This window comes from Cupriavidus sp. H18C1, assembly GCF_049311595.1.
Taxonomy (GTDB): Bacteria; Pseudomonadota; Gammaproteobacteria; order Burkholderiales; family Burkholderiaceae; genus Cupriavidus; species Cupriavidus cauae.
In genome coordinates, this window is record NZ_CP186008.1 from 1940408 (window position 1) to 1957153 (window position 16746).

At 67.8% G+C, this 16746-nt stretch carries 15 protein-coding genes and 3 pseudogenes; 9 read left to right on the forward strand and 9 right to left on the reverse strand.

The window, feature by feature from the left end:
• Positions 1-170 precede the first annotated feature (170 nt).
• Both OJJOAM_RS09050 and OJJOAM_RS09055 read left to right on the forward strand, forming a co-directional pair.
• Positions 171-410: a winged helix-turn-helix domain-containing protein gene (locus OJJOAM_RS09050; RefSeq protein WP_422647761.1), complete on the forward strand. Its 240-nt coding sequence runs from the start codon at positions 171-173 to the stop codon at positions 408-410.
• A gap of 10 nt (positions 411-420) precedes the next feature.
• Positions 421-1215, forward strand: coding sequence for an aquaporin (locus OJJOAM_RS09055; protein ID WP_422647762.1), 795 nt, complete (start codon positions 421-423; stop codon positions 1213-1215).
• A gap of 58 nt (positions 1216-1273) precedes the next feature.
• Here the strand turns inward: OJJOAM_RS09055 and OJJOAM_RS09060 are convergent.
• Positions 1274-2267: pseudogene (locus tag OJJOAM_RS09060) on the reverse strand (Bug family tripartite tricarboxylate transporter substrate binding protein).
• Positions 2268-2393: 126 nt separating this feature from the next.
• Positions 2394-2687 (reverse strand): hypothetical protein, encoded by a 294-nt coding sequence (locus tag OJJOAM_RS09065; RefSeq protein WP_422647763.1) that lies wholly within the window; start codon positions 2685-2687, stop codon positions 2394-2396.
• A gap of 292 nt (positions 2688-2979) precedes the next feature.
• On the opposite strand from OJJOAM_RS09065, the gene OJJOAM_RS09070 reads away from it, so the two are divergent.
• The 6 genes and pseudogenes from OJJOAM_RS09070 (at position 2980) to OJJOAM_RS09095 (ending at position 9779) form a co-directional block, all read left to right on the forward strand.
• A complete protein-coding gene (locus OJJOAM_RS09070; protein WP_422647764.1) occupies positions 2980-4104 on the forward strand; it encodes a hypothetical protein in 1125 nt (374 codons plus the stop codon).
• 142 nt (positions 4105-4246) lie between these two features.
• The gene (locus OJJOAM_RS09075) at positions 4247-4684 is read left to right on the forward strand and encodes a CBS domain-containing protein (protein ID WP_422647765.1); all 438 of its coding nucleotides are present in this window, start codon (positions 4247-4249) and stop codon (positions 4682-4684) included.
• Between the two features lie 266 nt (positions 4685-4950).
• Complete coding sequence (locus OJJOAM_RS09080) at positions 4951-6450, forward strand: MDR family MFS transporter (RefSeq protein WP_422649547.1); 1500 nt, start codon at positions 4951-4953, stop codon at positions 6448-6450.
• Positions 6451-6719: 269 nt separating this feature from the next.
• Positions 6720-7400: a glutathione peroxidase gene (locus OJJOAM_RS09085; RefSeq protein WP_422647766.1), complete on the forward strand. Its 681-nt coding sequence runs from the start codon at positions 6720-6722 to the stop codon at positions 7398-7400.
• A gap of 78 nt (positions 7401-7478) precedes the next feature.
• On the forward strand, positions 7479-8330 hold the full coding sequence (locus tag OJJOAM_RS09090) for a fumarylacetoacetate hydrolase family protein (protein WP_422647767.1): 852 nt from the start codon (positions 7479-7481) through the stop codon (positions 8328-8330).
• A 218-nt stretch (positions 8331-8548) separates the two neighbouring features.
• A pseudogene (locus tag OJJOAM_RS09095) lies at positions 8549-9779 on the forward strand (M20 aminoacylase family protein).
• A 43-nt stretch (positions 9780-9822) separates the two neighbouring features.
• On the opposite strand, the gene OJJOAM_RS09100 reads toward OJJOAM_RS09095, so the two are convergent.
• The gene (locus tag OJJOAM_RS09100; RefSeq protein WP_422647768.1) at positions 9823-10644 is read right to left on the reverse strand and encodes an AraC family transcriptional regulator; all 822 of its coding nucleotides are present in this window, start codon (positions 10642-10644) and stop codon (positions 9823-9825) included.
• Positions 10645-10873: 229 nt separating this feature from the next.
• Here OJJOAM_RS09100 and OJJOAM_RS09105 point away from each other — a divergent pair, with 229 nt between their 5' ends.
• Positions 10874-12157: an MFS transporter gene (locus OJJOAM_RS09105; protein ID WP_422647769.1), complete on the forward strand. Its 1284-nt coding sequence runs from the start codon at positions 10874-10876 to the stop codon at positions 12155-12157.
• On the opposite strand, the pseudogene OJJOAM_RS09110 reads toward OJJOAM_RS09105, so the two are convergent.
• From OJJOAM_RS09110 to OJJOAM_RS09135, 6 genes and pseudogenes are all read right to left on the reverse strand, one after another.
• Positions 12094-12976 (reverse strand): annotated as a pseudogene (locus tag OJJOAM_RS09110) (DUF72 domain-containing protein). The gene OJJOAM_RS09105 and the pseudogene OJJOAM_RS09110 sit on opposite strands and share 64 nt — an antisense overlap.
• 17 nt (positions 12977-12993) lie before the next feature.
• The gene (locus OJJOAM_RS09115) at positions 12994-13335 is read right to left on the reverse strand and encodes a nucleotide pyrophosphohydrolase (protein WP_174106073.1); all 342 of its coding nucleotides are present in this window, start codon (positions 13333-13335) and stop codon (positions 12994-12996) included.
• A 36-nt stretch (positions 13336-13371) separates the two neighbouring features.
• Positions 13372-13845 carry a hypothetical protein gene (locus OJJOAM_RS09120; protein ID WP_422647770.1) on the reverse strand — a complete coding sequence of 158 codons (474 nt, stop codon included), beginning with the start codon at positions 13843-13845 and terminating at the stop codon, positions 13372-13374.
• 477 nt (positions 13846-14322) lie between these two features.
• Positions 14323-14541: an NYN domain-containing protein gene (locus OJJOAM_RS09125; protein ID WP_422647771.1), complete on the reverse strand. Its 219-nt coding sequence runs from the start codon at positions 14539-14541 to the stop codon at positions 14323-14325.
• Positions 14519-15058, reverse strand: a complete 540-nt coding sequence (locus tag OJJOAM_RS09130; RefSeq protein WP_422647772.1) for a hypothetical protein — start codon at positions 15056-15058, stop codon at positions 14519-14521. Before OJJOAM_RS09130 ends, OJJOAM_RS09125 begins: the two co-directional genes overlap by 23 nt.
• Positions 15059-15269: 211 nt before the next feature.
• A complete protein-coding gene (locus OJJOAM_RS09135; RefSeq protein ID WP_422647773.1) occupies positions 15270-16745 on the reverse strand; it encodes an efflux transporter outer membrane subunit in 1476 nt (491 codons plus the stop codon).
• Position 16746 lies beyond the last annotated feature (1 nt).

Sequence of the window (16746 nt, forward strand, 5' to 3'; positions counted from 1 at the left end):
CGCCGACGCGTTCATCACCAAGCCGGTGCGGCGCGCCGAACTGGCCGCGCGCGTCCAGGCACTGGCGCGTCGCATGCTCGAAACCGGGGGAAGGCTGCTTCGATCTGTCGGTCGGGGCCTACCGCTTTTCGACCACCGACCGGCGCGCGTATCTGACCGGCGCCCCCGTCATGCTGTCGCCGAAGGAGTTCGATCTGGCGATCCTGCTGTTCCGGCATCTGGGCCAGCTGGTGTTGCGCCAGACCATGATCGACGAGGTCTGGCGCCGTCCGCTGCCGGACGGTTCCCGCACGCTCGACAGCCATCTGTCGCGCGTGCGGACCAAGCTGGCCCTGTGGCCGCACAACGGCGTGCGGCTGACCACGGTGTATTCGGCCGGCTGCCGCCTCGATGTGGTCCACCCCATCTAAGGAGCGAACCATGGCTTCCCTCGCCAGACGGCTGCTCGCGGAAGCGGTCGGCACGTTCGGATTGATCTTTGCCGGATGCGGCGTGGTGGTGCTGGCCGGCTGCAAACCGGACACCGCCGCGGACCTGCTGTGCATCGCGCTCGCCTTCGGGCTGGCGGCCTATGCGATGGCGCGGGCGGTCGGACCGATCTCCGGCGCGCATCTGAATCCGGCCATCAGCCTCGGACTGGCAGCGGCACGGCGCTTCCCGTGGCGCGACGTGATTCCCTATGGCATCGCCCAGCTGGTCGGCGCGGTGGCCGCGGCGACCTTGTTGATGCTGGCGGCGCAGGGCCGGCCGGATTTCGCCTTGTCGTCCGAGCGCTTCGCCGCCAACGGCTACGGTCTGCATTCGCCCGCGGGCTACGACATGCCGAGCGCGCTGGCGATCGAATTCGCGGCGACCGCGATGCTGGCGCTGGTGACCGCCAGTGTCACGCGCCGGCGGCGGCTGATCGCGGCGGGCCCCGTGGTACTGGGACCGGCGCTGGCGATGGCGCATCTGCTGGCCTTGCCGGTCACCTATGCCGCGCTCAATCCAGCCCGCGCCACCGGCCAGGCCCTGTTCGTGCAGGGCTGGGCGATGGCGCAGCTGTGGTTGTTCTGGCTGGCGCCCGCGGCGGGCGGGCTGATGGGCGGGCTGATCGCGTTCTGCCTGCTCGACGAGGACGGCTTGCTGACCGAACCGGACGAGCTGACGGCGTTGGCATGCTGGGCCGCGGCCGACTCGGCCGAGCCCGGCTGCGATCGGCAACCGCCGGCATGAGGGGGGCAAGCGATCGCGGGGCGGCGGTCCGTCGCGCAGACCGGATTGCCGCGGCGGCTCAGTCCGCCTTGATGCCGGCTTCCTTGACGATGCGGCCGTTGTCGTCGTACTCGGCGCGGATTGCCGCGGCAAACTGCGCTGCGCTGCCGCCGGTCGGCACCTCGCCGCCCTTGAGCAGGCGTTCCCGGACCTCCGGCGCGGCCAGCGCCGTGTTCAGTTCGGCGTTGAGACGGGCGACGATCGCGGCCGGCGTCTTGCCGGGCGCGAACACGCCGAAGGTGGAAGTCAGATTGGCCTTCGGATAGCCCAGTTCGGCGAAGGTCGGTACCTCGGCCAGCGCGTCGATGCGCTTCGGAGCGCCGACTGCCAGCGCGCGCAAGGCGTCCGGCCTGCATCTGCTGGGCCAGCGCGGGGCTGGCATTGGTGCTCATCACCTCGAACTGGCCACCGAGCGCGTCGTTCATCTGCTGGCCGGCGCCCTTGTACGGAATCAGCGTCAGGTCCGCTTTCGACCTGGCCTTGACCTGCTCGAGCACGACATGGCCGACCGTGCCGAGTCCCGAGGTCGCCCACCGGACCGCGCCGGGCTTGGCCTTGGCTTGCGCGACCAGGTCCTGGAAGGTCTTGCCGGCGAAGCTGGAGGTGGCGACCACGATCACCGGGGAATACATCACGCTCATCACCGGCGCGATATCGCGCTGCGGGTCGTAATGCACCTTGCCGACGTGCGGGTTCAAGGTCAGCGGACTGGTCGACGAAAAGCCGATCGTGTAGCCGTCCGGCGCCGCCTTGGCGACCGCGTCCATGCCGATGCTGCCGCCGGCGCCTGCCTTGTTCTCGACCACCACCGACGTCCCCATCTGGTCGGACAGCCGCTCGGCAAGCGCGCGCGCCACCGTATCGCTGATGCCCCCGGTCGGATAGGCGACGATCAGGCGGATCGGGCGCGACGGATAGTTGTCGGCGGCGGACGCCGGCGCGCTGCCGATGGCGGCAAACGACGTGACGGCGGCAAGGGCGGCGAGTCCGGGCAGGCGGAAGGCAAAGGGCATGGTGGCAGCGACAGGGATTTGTAGATGTGGGATGGCCGGGGATGCCCGGGGATGGCTGCCATAACCGGCATGAGCCTCCATCCACGTCGTCCGGCAAGCCGGCGCAGGCCGGCGTCGGGCGCTATCTTAGCCCAAGGCACCGGGCTGCCACTGTGGCACCCAGGAGACGAACAACTCGTTGGCCCGATCGTACAGGCGCCAGGTGGTGCCGCACTCGCGGCACTGGAAGGTCAGCATGCTGAACGGCACGCCAGCCGCGCTCTGGCTGACCAGCGGCGCGGTGTGCTTCAACGCCAGCCGTTCGTGGGGCTCGCGCCGGCGCATGTCGGCGGCCAGCGCGAGGCAATGGGCGCAGGCCTCGGGTATGCCGGGCGCGGGCAATGCATCGCGGGAGCGGGAAGGAACGTCGTTGGCGGGCACGGCGGGAGGCGGGGCGGCAACACCCCGCGATGGAAATCGGCAACGCCGCCATGATGCCGCAAATCCTTGCACCGCTGGCGGCCCAGCTTGCGCGCGATCGGTGACGATGGCTTGTGAAACGAGGATCCAGGCCTGTGAAGACGTGCCGCTTCAAGCGGAATCTGCAGATTGCCGAAAGTTCTTTTTTGACGAGTTCGTCACACTCTCGCCATGCGTTCACCGCATGGCAGCGACGCGACGGCCTCGACGGCGGTGCGCCTGGCCATGCCCCTGCCAGACACCAGCCTCCATCATGCGCGTTCCTCTGACCATCCACCGATTTGCCGGCATCCGGGACGTCCGGCAGGCCGTGCAGCGCCGCCCCGGCGAGCTTCTGCAGGCCCTTCATCGCGACAGTTCCCACCACATCGTCCAGCTTGGCTCCAACCGCTATCGCTTCGAGCTCGTCGAGGGCAGATCGGGACGGTGGGAAGGCGCCCTGGTCGAAGTGCCATTCAGGCACATGACATGGCGGCAGCAATTGCTCGCCATCGTACGGACCTTGTGCCGGCTGCTTCCGTGCGGGTCCGTACGCGCCGCGCGCGTCCGGCATACCGTCGGACATTTCACGCAGCCGGGAGAACGGGCCGGACTCGTTCCCGAACTGGGCTTTGTGCCCGCGGATGACCGGCTGGCCTGGCTGTACCACGTCTGTCGGACATTGCGTACTTCTCCAAATCCCAACGTCGACATGCCTGCCAGCCTGGACTTCCGCGATGCGGCCGTGTCGGACGAAGATCTGAAACTCATCGACAAGCAGCTGTGCGGCTTGCCCGATGTGCTGTCCCTCGACCAACTGGAACTGATCCTCGAACCACTGTGTTCGCTCGCGCTGGCCCGGGGCACGCCTGCGCGAACGCGGCGCGACGGCATGGTGGCGTCGCTCTGCGACAAGTTTGCCGGGACACATCGCTTCGACATGGCGACCGCCAAGCGCATCGTGCAACTGAGCCGCGGGTTGTGCGCCGGACCGGCATTCCAGCGGTGGCTGGAAGACGGCGCGACCCAACTGGCCGATGCCGTCGTGGCCGCGGTCAATCCCAGCGCAATGAGCCGGCCCGCCACGCCGCTTGCGGACGCCGACGCAAATACCCTCAATGGTTTCAATCTGATCAGCCGGCACCTGAAGGATCTCGCCGCCATCCTGCCGGGCTTGCCGCCAGCGGCAGTGAGCCCGATGTTGCGGTGCATGGCCGACATTGCGGACCTTCCCGATGGGGACCGTGTGAGCCGGATCGAGTTGACAGCCATCGTCGCGCGCGCCCACGCGCTGGCCCTCGAACGGCATAGGGCAAGCGACGAAGCGCCGGATGCGCCACGCAAACCGGCGCGCGTCTGGGGCAAGCGAGCCGACATGCCGATCCGCGCACATCAGTAAGATTCTTCCCCGTCACCCTGTGACGCGTCCCGATCCTTTGCTAATCTGGAATGGCGTACCGCCGACTCGACTGGCGGACCGCCCGCCGCCGCGGATGCCGGCGCGGGCCGCAGTCCTTCCCCGACCCGACCAGGAGTGGATGATGAAAACTGCACGACAGGTCCTTGCGTCCAAGCCGACGCAAGCCATCTACAGCATCCAGCCGAGCGCGACCGTCTATGCCGCGCTCCAGTTGATGGCGGAAAAGAGCATCGGCGCGCTGCTGGTGATGGAGCACGGCAAGATCGTCGGCATCCTCAGCGAACGCGACTACGCGCGCAAGGTGATCCTGATGCAGCGAACGTCCCGCGAAACCCTGGTGCGGGACATCATGACCACCGCGGTGGTCTATGTCCGCGCCGATCAGACCACCGACGAATGCATGGCGCTGATGACGCAGCACCGCCTGCGCCACCTGCCGGTGATGGAAAACGACGAGCTGATCGGCATGCTGTCGATCGGCGACCTGGTCAAGGACATCATTTCCGAGCAGCGCTTCATCATCGAACAGCTGGAGCAGTACATCGCGGGAAGCCGCTAGCGCCCCGGCGGCCAGCGCTCGGGCGGCATAGTCGGTAAACGCATATAATTCTGCGTTTACTGAATAACAGATGAAGCCGGTCCATCAGGGCCGGCTCCGGCCGCGCTCCCCGGCCGCCCGCCGCCGCTGCTCCGATGTCCCGCCCCGCCGTACCAGACCGCCCTACCCCCGCCTCCGCTTCCACCCCATCATCGATTGCACCGTCCGGCACCGCGCTCCCCGCGTCGGGGCAGACCGTTGCCGCCGCGGTGGACCACCGCGCGATCATGCGCGTGATCGGCGGCATCGTGCTGTGCATCCTGCTCGCGGCGCTCGATCAGACCGTGGTGATTCCGGCGGTGCCGGCGATCGCGCAGGATCTCGACGGCTTCGGCCATCTGTCCTGGATCGTCACGGCCTATCTGATTACGTCGACCGTCACCACGCCGCTCTACGGCAAGCTGTCGGACTCGTTCGGCCGGCGCCGGCTGCTGCTGGTCGCAATCGCGCTGTTCGTACTCGCCTCGCTGGCCTGCGCGATGGCGGGCTCGCTGCAGCAGCTGATTCTCTTTCGCGCGTTGCAGGGCATCGGCGGCGGTGGCCTGATGTCGCTGGCGCAGGCGGCCATCGCCGACGTGGTGTCGCCGCGCCAGCGCGGGCGCTACCAGGGCTATCTGGCGGCGGTATGGGCGGTGGCGTCTGTGGCCGGACCGCTGGTCGGCGGCTGGGTATCGGACCATCTGTCGTGGCGCTGGCTGTTCTGGATCAATCTGCCGCTTGGCCTGCTGGCGATGTGGTTGTGCCATCGCTGCCTGCGCGCCCTGCCCGGGCCGGCCGGCAAGGCGCGCGTCGACTGGGGCGGCGCGTTGCTGCTGACCGTGGCGATCGTGTCCTTCCTGCTGGCGATGAGCTGGGGCGGCGAGCGGTACGACTGGCTGTCCGCACCGATGGCCGGATTGGCGGCGCTGACCGCGCTGAGCGTGCTGGCACTGGTCTGGCAGGAACGGCGCGCCAGCGATCCGATGCTGCCGCCGCGCCTGTTCGCCAACCGCAGTTATGTGTTGGGCGTCGGTGCCTCGGCGCTGGCCGCTTCCGCATTGTTCCTCTGCGTCTTCGCGCTGCCGCTGCATTTCCAGTTGGTGCGCGGCGCCGATGCGGCGATGTCGGGCATGCTGGTGGTGCCCTTCCTGCTGTCCACCGTCGCCGGCAACTTCGTGGTCGCGATGTTCGCCCCCCGGCTTGGCCGGCTGCGCGGGCTGCTGACCATTGGCTTTGCCGCCGCGGCGCTGGGCCTGGCGTCGCTGTCGACCGCGACGCCGGCCAGCCCGTTGGCGCTGCTGCTGGCGGCGATGATCGTGACCGGCGTCGGCCTTGGCATCTGCATGGTCGGCACGCTGATGAACGTGCAGAATGCGCTCGAGCGCCGCGACACCGGCGCCGGCACCGGGGCACTGCTGGTGCTGCGCTCGCTGGGCAGCGCGCTCGGCGGCGCGATGGCCGGCACGCTGCTGAGCCTCGCCTTCCGCGGCGCCTTGCAAGCGGCCGGGCACGACAGCGTGGGCGCGCCGCTGGATCTCGGCGCCCTGCGCCATGGCAGCGAGGCATTCGCACAGCTGGCGCCCGAGGTGCAGCGGCTGCTGACCGGCGGCGTCGAGGCGGGTTTCCACTGGATCTTCGCGACCGGCGCCGCGGCCGCCCTGCTGGCGCTGGGCCTGGTCCGGCGGACGCCCGACGTCGAGCTGCGCGGCGCCGTGTCGGATCACGTCAAGCCGTTGGCGATGGAATAACCGGGCCACGGCCGAGCGCAAGCCGGTTGGTCTTGGTCCCTTGGTCCCTTGGTCCCTTGGTCCCTTGGTCCCTTGGTCCCTTGGTCCCTTGGTCCCTGGTCCCTTGGTCCCTGGTCCCTTGGCCCCTGGTTCCTTGGCCCCTTGGCCCCTTGCAGCCCTTGGACCCTTGGACCTTTGCGGTCCCTGCCCTTCACCCTTGGCGCCATCGCCCGGCGTAGACTACGGGTCACCGTTCGCACCGTTCGCACCGTTCGCCGGAGATCGACGCCATGACCCGCTTCCCCTTCTCTAGCCAGCCGCCACGCCGCCACCGCGCTGCCCTGCCCTTGGCCGCCGCGCTCGCGCTGTCCGCGACGCTCGCCCATGCCGCCGGCGAGCCGGGCGCGAACCGCCCTGCCGGCGCTCCGACGACGTCCCAGGCGTCTCCGGCATCGTCGGCCAGTTGTCCGGCCACGCTGAACTTCCGTTTCCCGCGGCTGCAGGACGAGGCCGAACAGAACCTGTGCCAATACGCCGGCAAGGTCGTGCTGGTGGTCAATACCGCCAGCTATTGCGGCTTCACGCCGCAGTACGAGGGCCTGGAGGCGCTCTACGCCAAATACCGCGAGCGCGGGCTGGTGGTGCTGGGCTTCCCGTCCAACGACTTTTCACAGGAGCCGGGCTCGGAAAAGGAGATCGCCGACTTCTGCTTCAACACCTACGGCGTCAAGTTCCCGATGCTGGCGAAGACGCATGTGCGCGGCGACCAGGCCAATCCGATGTATGCGCGGCTCGCCAGAGAAAGCGGCACCGCGCCCAAATGGAATTTCCATAAATACCTGATCGACCGCGACGGGCGCGTGGTCGCCAGCTATCAAAGCTCGGTGAAACCGTCGGACCGGCAACTGGTCTCGCGCATCGAGCAATTGCTGGCCGCACCGCGCCAGGCGAATGCGGCGGCGGCGAATTGATCGGCTGACGATGGCCCGAAGCTGGCCCGAACCGCCGCAAGAATCTGCAGAACACCACCAAGCAAAACGAGGAGAACGATGAAGCTGGCAAGAATTGGCAGCGCCGGTGCCGAGCGGCCGGGACTGATCGATGCACAGGGCCGCGTGCGCGACCTGTCGGCGCTGATCGGCGATATCGACGCACGCGCGCTGTCGCCGAACTCCCTGGCCGAACTGGCGGCGCTGGACCCCACCACCCTGCCGCTGGCCGAGGCGCAGCGTTTCGGCACGCCATGGACCGGGATCGGCAAGATCGTCGCCATCGGGCTGAACTACGCCGACCACGCGGCCGAGGCCAACATGCCGATCCCCGCGGAGCCGATCGTGTTCCTGAAGGCGACCAGCTCGCTGAACGGCCCGAACGATCCCGTGATGTTGCCGCGCGATTCGGTCAAGACCGATTGGGAGGTCGAACTCGGCGTGGTGATCGGCACGCGCGCGCAGGACGTGCCGGCGGCGTCGGCGCTCGAACACGTGGCGGGCTACTGCGTGGTCAACGACGTCTCGGAGCGCGAATTCCAGATCGAGCGCGGCGGCACCTGGGACAAGGGCAAGGGCTGCGACACCTTCTGCCCGGTGGGACCGTGGCTGGTCACGCGCGACGAGGTGCCCGATCCGCAGGCGTTGTCGCTGTGGCTCGACGTCAATGGCGAACGGATGCAAAGCGGCACCACCGCGACGATGGTGTTCGATGTCGCCACGCTGGTCAGCTACGTCAGCCGCTTCATGACGCTGCATCCCGGCGATCTGATCTGCACGGGCACGCCGCCGGGCGTCGGCATGGGCTTCAAGCCGCCGCGTTTTCTGCGGGCCGGCGACACCATGCGGCTCGGCATCGACGGCTTGGGCGAACAGACGCAGCGCGTGCTGCCCTACACGCGCTCGGTGTGATGGCGCACTGAACGAGCGCTGAACAGGCGCGAAACGGGAGGGGACTCTGATCCCATCGAGGCGATCGAGTTCCCCCAACCCTGCGCGCGTCATGGTGGACCGTACCCCGTTAGCAACAGTTCTGAAAACAAATGCGGCGCAAAGAGCGAATCGCATAGGCACTCGCGATCCTAAGTGGAATACTGTGCTTCATGGACTAAGCCAGTACGAGTGTCGTCATGTCAGAAGTTGATCCCCCCATTCTTGTGTCCCGCCTCGGAGCCGATCTCACCCCGGCTTATTGCGAGTTGTCCGATACCCTGGACAGCCGCGCCGAACTCGAGGCGATTCGCCGCACCATTCACCAACACCCCGAACTCGGATTCGAAGAGCACCGCACCGCCGAACTGGTGGCGCAGCGCCTCGAGCGTTGGGGCTATGCGGTGACGCGCGGGGGTCGGCGGCACGGGCGTGGTCGGCACGCTGCGCAACGGCGACAGCGGACGCAGCGTCGGCATCCGCGCCGACATGGACGCGCTCCCGATTCTCGAATCGACCGGCCTGCCGTACGCCAGCGTCCATTGCGGCAAGATGCACGCGTGCGGCCACGACGGCCATACCGCGATCCTGCTGGGCGCCGCGCGCCAACTGGCGCGCACGCGCAATTTCGACGGCACCGTCCATCTGATCTTCCAGCCCGCCGAGGAAATCGGCGCCGGCGCCAGCGGCGCGCAGCGGATGCTGGCGGACGGCCTGTTCGAACGCTTCCCCTGCGATGCGATCTTCGGCCTGCACAACCATCCGGGCGTGCCGGCCGGCACCTTCATGTTCCGCGCCGGCCCGATGATGGCGGCCTGCGATACCGTAACGATTACGATTCGCGGCAAGGGCGGCCATGCCGCGCGGCCGCACCAGTCGATCGATCCGATCCTCGTCGCCGGCAGCCTGGTGATGGCGCTGCAGACCATCGTGTCGCGCAATATCGATCCGAACGAAACCGCGGTGGTGACGATCGGCTCGCTGCATGCCGGCCACGCGCCCAACGTGATTCCCGAAAGCGCCAAGCTCGAACTGAGCGTCCGTTCGTTCAGCCCCGAGGTGCGCACCACGCTGGAAGCGCGCATCCGCCAGCTGGTGACCTCGCACGTCGAGGGCTATGGCGCCGCGGTCGATCTCGATTACCGCCCGGGCTATCCGGTGGTGGTCAACAGCGAAGCCGAAACGGAGTTCGCGCGCCAGGTCGCCGAGGAGCTGGTCGGCCCGGACAAGGTCGTCGGCCAGATTCCGCTGATCTCCGGCAGCGAGGACTTCGCCTATTTCCTGCAACAGCGTCCCGGCTGCTTCGTGCGCCTGGGCAATGGCGCCGGCCGTCCGCTGCTGCATAACCCCGCCTACGACTTCAACGACGACAACCTGACGGTGGGCGCGGCGTACTGGACGCGGCTGGTCGAGCGCTATCTGGCCGCCTGACCGGCGGCCTCTCCAGGCAACCCAATCCAAAAGGCAAACCCGCTCAGCGAAAGAACGCGCTGGGCGGCACGCCGAACTGCCGCCGGAACATCGCCGCGAACGCGCTGGGACTCTGGTACCCAAGCTCCAGCGCGACCTCGACGACCTTGATGCCCGCCGCCAGCCGCTCCAGCGCGGCCAGCAGCCGCGCCTGCTGGCGCCACTGGCCGAACGTCATGCCGGTCTCGCGCGCGAAGCGCCGCTGCACGGTCCGGCCATCGATGCCCACTCGCCGCGCCCAGTCGGCCAGCGTCATCGGCGTGTCGGGCTCTTCCAGAATCGCGGCACAGATGCGCCGCAGCGCAGGGTCCGCGGGATGCGGAAGATGCAGCGGCAGCGCGGGCAGCAGCACCACCTCGTCGAGCAGCAGCTGCATCAGGCGGCCGTCGCGCGAATCGGGCGCATAGGGCGGAACGATGTCGATCGCGGCCAGGATCAGTTCGCGCAGCAGCGGCGAGACGCCCAGCACGGTGCAGCGCGTCGGCAATCCGGCGGCAGCGTCCGGGCGGATATACGCGGTGCGCATGCGCACGTGGCCGACCATCCGGATCCAGTGATCGGTGCCGCCCGGCACCCAGATCGCGCGCGTCGGCGGCACGATCCATTGACCCTCGTCGGTCCCCACGACCATCACGCCATGCACGGCATGCAGCAGCTGCGCGTGCGGATGGCGGTGGCGCGTCGTCAGATGGCCGGGCTGATAGTCGGCGGCCATCGCAGCCACCGGCATCGGGCCGCGGTCGTAGGCCATGTAGCGCGGCGGCGAGGGCAGGGCGCCGGGTTGCGTGCCGGGTCGGGTGTCGGGTGGGGAAGCGGCGTCGGCCATCTCGATCGATATCCCGTATGTGGCGAAAGCGTGGCGCATCGAGCGCGCGCAATAGGGCCATTATCTGTCCGTTTCGAGATGGTTGTAGTCTCAATCTCGCAGGACAGGCGCCGACACAAGGAATAGCATCACCGTGTTCGCGCGCGTGCGGCCCCGCTGCCGTGTTGCTCCCGCGTCTTCAAGCGCGCCCGGACGCTCCCAAGAAAAAGTCCAACCAGAGACCTTTGCCATGGCTTCGCGAATCGATTCCCTGTCTGCCGAATTGGGCAATGTGCCCGATGCCGCCGTGACGCCCGCCGCGCCCGCGGCACCGGCCGCGCCGAGCGCGACCGCTGCCAGCGCCGGCGAGCGCACCGGCTTCCGCGTGCTGTCCGCCATCAGCTTCGCCCACATGCTCAACGACATGATCCAGTCGTTGATCCTGGCGATCTACCCGATGCTCAAGGGCGGCTTCAACCTGAGCTTCGTGCAGATCGGCCTGCTGACGCTGACGTACCAGATCACCGCCTCGCTGCTGCAGCCGCTGGTCGGCCTGTACACCGACAAGCATCCGAAGCCGCATTCGCTGGCGGTAGGCATGGGGTTCACGCTGGCGGGATTGCTGCTGTTGTCGGTCGCGCCGAGCTATGGCGTGCTGCTGGTCGCCGCGGCGCTGGTCGGCACCGGCTCGTCGATCTTTCATCCGGAATCGTCGCGCGTGGCGCGCATGGCCTCGGGCGGGCGCCACGGGCTGGCGCAGTCGATCTTCCAGGTCGGCGGCAATGTCGGCAGCGCGGCCGGGCCGCTGCTGGCGGCCGTGGTGGTGCACACGCAGGGCAGCATCGCCTGGCTGTCGCTGGCGGCCCTGCTGGCGATCGCGGTGCTGTGGCGGGTCGGCGGCTGGTATGGCCAGCGGCTGGCCGAACATGCCCGTGCCGCGCGCAAGGCGATGGCCAGCGCGCCACGCCTGCCGGCCCGTACCGTGGCCCGCGCCATGGCGGTGCTGATGGTGCTGCTGTTCTCGAAGTACTTCTATATGGCGTCGCTGGGCACCTATTACACCTTCTACCTGATGGAGCGCTTCGGCGTGCCGCAGCGCTCGGCCCAGCTCTATCTGTTCGCCTTCCTGTTCGCGGTCGCGGTCGGCACCATCCTCGGCGGCCCGATCGGCGACCGCATCGGCCGCAAGCGCGTGATCTGGTTCTCGATCCTCGGCGTCGCCCCGTTCACGCTGATGCTGCCCCATGCCGACCTGTTCTGGACCGCCGCGCTGTCGCTGGTGATCGGCTTCATCCTGGCCTCGGCGTTCTCCGCGATCCTGGTGTTCGCGCAGGAACTGATCCCGGGCAAGGTCGGCATGGTGTCGGGCCTGTTCTTCGGCCTGGCCTTCGGCATGGGCGGCATCGGTGCCGCGGTGCTCGGCGGGGTCGCCGACGCGCACGGCATCGAGACGGTCTACCGCTGGTGCGCCTACTTGCCGTTGCTCGGCGTGCTGGCCGTGTTCCTGCCGGAAACCCGCACGCGCGCCTCGTAATCCGGATCGAGGCGCGACAGCAGGGCGGTCGCGGCGGCCGGCGCGCGCTCCTTGTCGCCGTTGATGAAGAAGACGAAGACGTCGCGGCGGCGTGCCGGGGCGTCGTTGTCCTCGACCCGAGGCAGCCCCTGCGGCGCCTCGCCCCGCGCCCACGCCTTGCGCATGCTCGACCCAGGCGTCGAGCAATTTCGGCGCGTAGCCGTACTTCAGCTTGGCGTTGCTGCGCATCAGCCGTGCATAGACGAAGTCGCCGGTCACATCCGCGAACGAGGGGAATTTCTCGGCATCGGTGAATACCGTCGCCGCCTTGTATCGGCGGGCCAGCGCCAGGAACTCGGGGCAGGCAAAGCTGGCGTGGCGCACTTCGACCACATGGCGCAGCGCGATGCCATCGGCTTCGGGCGGCAGCAGCGCGAGAAAGGCTTCGAAATCCTCGGGATCGAACACCTTGCTCGGCGCGAACTGCCAGACGATCGGCCCGAGCTTGGCGCCCAGTTCCGTAATGCCGCTGTCGACGAAGCGCTCGACCGACTCGCCGGCCTCGGCCAGTACCCGGCGGTTGGTCGCATAACGCGACGCCTTGACCGAGAAAACGAAATCGTCGGGTGTCTGCTCTTTCCACTTGATGAACGACGCGCGCTTCTGCGTGCCGTGGTAGGTGCTGTTGATCTCGATCGCGGTCAGCCGGCGGCTGGCGAACTCGAGCTCGCGCGCCTGCGTCAGGTCCTCCGGGTAGAACGTGCCGCGCCAGGGGGCATAGGTCCAGCCGCCGATGCCGACGCGGATGGCGCCGGCCTGAGTCGATGCATTCGCTGCCATGACGATCCTCCTCCGATTTAGCGATTCACTTCCGATGGCGTGATCGCGGGGTACTTGGCGGCATTGAGCGCGATCTTGTCGCGCACCGCGGCGTCGAGATCGACCTCCAGCACACTGGCCAGCTCGACCAGGTAGATCAGGATGTCGGCCAGCTCCTGCCGCACATGCTCGCGCTCGTCCGTCGCCATCACGGTGTGGGACTCCTGCTCGGTCTTCCACTGAAAGATCTCCACCAGCTCCGCCACCTCGACGCTGAGGGCCATCGACAGGTTTTTCGGCGAGTGGTACCGCGCCCAGTCCCGGGCGCGAATGAAGTCGTTCAGTACCTGTTGCAAACGCTCCGTTTCAATCAGCTTCATCTGCGCGTCCTTGCCCAAGGTAGATGGTTCGATGGGCTACTTTACCGTGCCTGCCTCGGGCTCCGCTCGAGGCGCGGCCTCGTCTGCCGAGTCGTCCGCCGCCTCGTCCGCCGAGTCGTCCGGTGAGTCGTCCGCCGCCTCGTCCGCCTGCCCGGCCGGCTCACCGGCGAGCACGTCGGCCGCCCAGTGCGCAAAGGCTTCGCCGCGCGACGAGCCCAGGCGCACGCCGACCAGCAGCACCGCGTCGAGCGCATAGCACGTCGGGCCGGGCGCGACGCCATCGTCGCGCTGGGCCTCCTTGCGGATCGAGGCCGACCCGAGGCGGCGCCCGCAGAAGGCCGCCTTCAATTGCCTGGCGACATCCTGCTCGGAGGTCCGGTACAGGGCCGCCATATTGTCGAGCGTCATCCACAGCTTGCCGTCGAGCACGCGGCAGGCGACGCGCGTCAACGAGTCCTCGGTCTGGTAATAGCGCCGGTCGGCGCTGTCGGCGTTGGCATTCTCTGTCATGGTCGATGTCCCATGGTCTCCGGCGTTGAAGAACGATGTGGAGACGCAAGGTATCGCTTTCCGAAGGAGTGCACGTACAGCTGGCGCCGATCGGGCGACGCTTTTTAGTGAATTTGGCGCGAAAGCTAATGCCGCCCCCCGGCGGGGAAAAGCGCGGGCAAAATGAAATCGCAACGGCACCGGAGGGGGAGGCGAGGGAAGGGGAAGGGAAGGGAACAGCGAGGAAAAGGCTGGGGGAAGAAAAAAGCCAACTACCAAAGGAAGGATGACGTGCGACCCAACGAGGAGCTGGGTTGGTAGCTGGCTCCCGCAAGCGTTGACGGGCGAACCGACAAACGCGATCGTAGGTGCATCGGCCCGCCGGTTCTGTAGAAAAGCGCGCCGGGCTTTAACAGTCCGCGAGCCGCTCAGGCCACCTCCTGTCCGCTATCGATGCTTCGCCCCAGGAACAGCCCGCACATACACCGCAAAACGCAACTACGGTTGCGAAGCATCGCCCTGGCATTCGAGGACTCTGTGCCGCGGGCAAGTCGATCGCAGACCATCGATGTGCTCGTTGAGGTTTGGTGGAATGCGCTGCCACATGGGATCGAGGATGAAGTCGATTCCTTCGCGCCTGGCCTGCTTTGCCGCCGGCACGAAGTCGGCGTCGCCCGCTATCAGCACGATCTGGTCAACCTGCTTCTTGAACGCCAACGAGGACACATCGACGCCGATTCGCATGTCGACGCCTTTTTTGCCGGATATCGACCATTACATCGTCGGGCGTCAGCTCGGCCATCTGGATCTTGCCGGCCAACAGGTCGGCGACCTTGGAAGCCTTGATGGTCCATTGGCTGTAGGTGGAAAGATGCCCGAGCCGCAGTGCGACCTTGCGCATGCCTCGCAGATGCTCATGGAGCTGAAGCCGGAAAGCAGCCTCGGCCGACTTGGCGAAGTCGACAATTCGCTTGTTGATCGGGTTGTGCATCTTCTTTGTCAGCGGCGGACAGTCGTAGAAGAAGATGCGATACAACTCGCGACGATCCAGCCGCCGTCTCTGGCGATCCGGGAATGCATCGCCTCCAGTGCCGTTTCGACGTGGTGACAGATGGGCACATGCCCATCGATGGGCGCACTCCGCCGCCCGGCGCGCGTCATGGGCGTTCTGCGGCTCGATTGCCCGAAAGCGCTTGATGAAGAAGGCGCCGTCGATAAGGATGGCTGTCGGCATGCTGACTCCCGCGGCCTGCGTTGCTACGCCAAAATGAAAAAAGCCCAGGGGTTCGGCGCGCTGCTGGATGATTGCAACGGCTTACTGCCAAGGGCTGGATGCAGGCGAATCTAGCATTGGCCAGGGTCCGGGGCAACAGCACCCGGGATGCCTCGCAGTGAAAAAGAAAGCGCCCGAAGGCGCTTTCCTTGTCCTGCCGGCAGCCGCGCGTTCAGCGTGCGGTGCCGTTCTGCGGCGTCGGCGCCGAGGCCACCGGGCCGGTTTCGGACAGGCCGCCGCCCAGCGCCCGATACAAGTCGATCGCGTTGTTCAGCCGCAGCTGTCGCGCCTGGATCAGCGCCTGCTCGGCGGTGAACAGTTGCCGCTGCGCGTCCAGTGCTTCGATCTGCCCGGTGATGCCGCTGCGGAAGCGCAGGTTGGCCAGTTCGAAGCGGGCCGCCTCGGCGTTGCGCACCTGCTCCTGGCCGGTGACCTGCTCTTCGAGCGTGCCGCGTGCGACCAGCGCGTCGGCCACCTCGCGGAAGGCCACCTGGATGGTCTTCTCGTAGTTGGCCACCTGGATGTTCTTGCGCACGTTGGCCAGATCCAGGTTCGACATGTTGCGGCCGAAGTCGAAGATCGGCAGCACCAGTTGCGGCGCGAACGACCACGCCTTGGTGCCGGCCTCGAACAACCCCGAGAAGTCGCGGCTCATGCTGCCGAGCTGGCTCGTCAGCGTGATGCGCGGGAAGAACGCGGCGCGGGCGGCGCCGATATTCGCGTTGGCCGACAGCAGTTGCTGTTCGGCCTGGCGGATATCGGGACGCTGCTCGAGCAGGTCCGACGGCAGCCCCGGCGGGATGTCGGTGACGAAGCGTTCGTCCGACAGCGTGCGCGGCGGCGGCAGGTTCGGGATCGCGTCGATCGGGGTGCCGACCAGCACCTCCAGCGCGTTGCGCGCCTGCGCGCGCTGGCGCGCCAGTTCGGCGGCCGAGACGCGGGCTTGCGCCACCAGCGACTCGTTGTCGCGCAGGTCCAGCGCCGAGGTGGCGCCGGCCTCGAAACGCTGCTGCGCCAGGCGGAACGTTTCCTCGCGGGTCTTCAGCGTGTTCTGCGCGATCGCGTACTGCTCGTCGTAGGCGCGCTCGGCCAGGTAGGCCTTGGCCACTTCCGACACCAGCGAGATCTGCGCGGCGCGGCGCGCTTCCTCGGTGGCGAAGTACTGCGCCAGCGCGGCGTTCGACAGGCTGCGCACGCGGCCGAAGAAGTCCAGCTCGTACGAGGTGATGGCGCCGCCGGCCTGCCAGTAGCCGGCGGTATAGCCCTGGCCCGACGGCGAGGCCGCGCCCGAGACCTGCTGGCGCGTGTAGCCGCCGGTTGCGTTGACGGTGGGCAGCAGGTCGGCGCGCTGCACCTGGTACAGCGCGCGCGCTTCCTCGATGCGCAGCGCGGCGGTGCGCAGGTCGCGGTTGTTGTCGAGCGCGGTCCCGATCATCGCCTGCAGGCGTGCATCGCGGAAGAACTCGCGCCAGCCGATGTCGACGGCGCGGCGGCTCTCGCCGGTCTTCACCTCGGACTGGCCGTAGCCTTCGGGAGCGGCCGGGAAGCCGGTTGCCACCGGCGCGGCCGGACGCTCATAGCGCGGCGCCAGGGTGCAGCCGGACAGCACGCCGGCCACCAGCAGCAGCGCGGTCAGTGTCTTGGTCATG

Coding starts and splice junctions, on each gene's coding strand:
- OJJOAM_RS09050 (WP_422647761.1), top strand. CDS start 171: ATGCTGTCGCCGAAGGAGTTCGATCTGGCGATCCTGCTGTTCCGGCAT.
- OJJOAM_RS09055 (WP_422647762.1), top strand. CDS start 421: ATGGCTTCCCTCGCCAGACGGCTGCTCGCGGAAGCGGTCGGCACGTTC.
- OJJOAM_RS09070 (WP_422647764.1), top strand. CDS start 2,980: ATGCGCGTTCCTCTGACCATCCACCGATTTGCCGGCATCCGGGACGTC.
- OJJOAM_RS09075 (WP_422647765.1), top strand. CDS start 4,247: ATGAAAACTGCACGACAGGTCCTTGCGTCCAAGCCGACGCAAGCCATC.
- OJJOAM_RS09080 (WP_422649547.1), top strand. CDS start 4,951: ATGCGCGTGATCGGCGGCATCGTGCTGTGCATCCTGCTCGCGGCGCTC.
- OJJOAM_RS09085 (WP_422647766.1), top strand. CDS start 6,720: ATGACCCGCTTCCCCTTCTCTAGCCAGCCGCCACGCCGCCACCGCGCT.
- OJJOAM_RS09090 (WP_422647767.1), top strand. CDS start 7,479: ATGAAGCTGGCAAGAATTGGCAGCGCCGGTGCCGAGCGGCCGGGACTG.
- OJJOAM_RS09100 (WP_422647768.1), bottom strand. CDS start 10,644: ATGGCCGACGCCGCTTCCCCACCCGACACCCGACCCGGCACGCAACCC.
- OJJOAM_RS09105 (WP_422647769.1), top strand. CDS start 10,874: ATGGCTTCGCGAATCGATTCCCTGTCTGCCGAATTGGGCAATGTGCCC.
- OJJOAM_RS09115 (WP_174106073.1), bottom strand. CDS start 13,335: ATGAAGCTGATTGAAACGGAGCGTTTGCAACAGGTACTGAACGACTTC.
- OJJOAM_RS09120 (WP_422647770.1), bottom strand. CDS start 13,845: ATGACAGAGAATGCCAACGCCGACAGCGCCGACCGGCGCTATTACCAG.
- OJJOAM_RS09130 (WP_422647772.1), bottom strand. CDS start 15,058: ATGCCGACAGCCATCCTTATCGACGGCGCCTTCTTCATCAAGCGCTTT.
- OJJOAM_RS09135 (WP_422647773.1), bottom strand. CDS start 16,745: ATGACCAAGACACTGACCGCGCTGCTGCTGGTGGCCGGCGTGCTGTCC.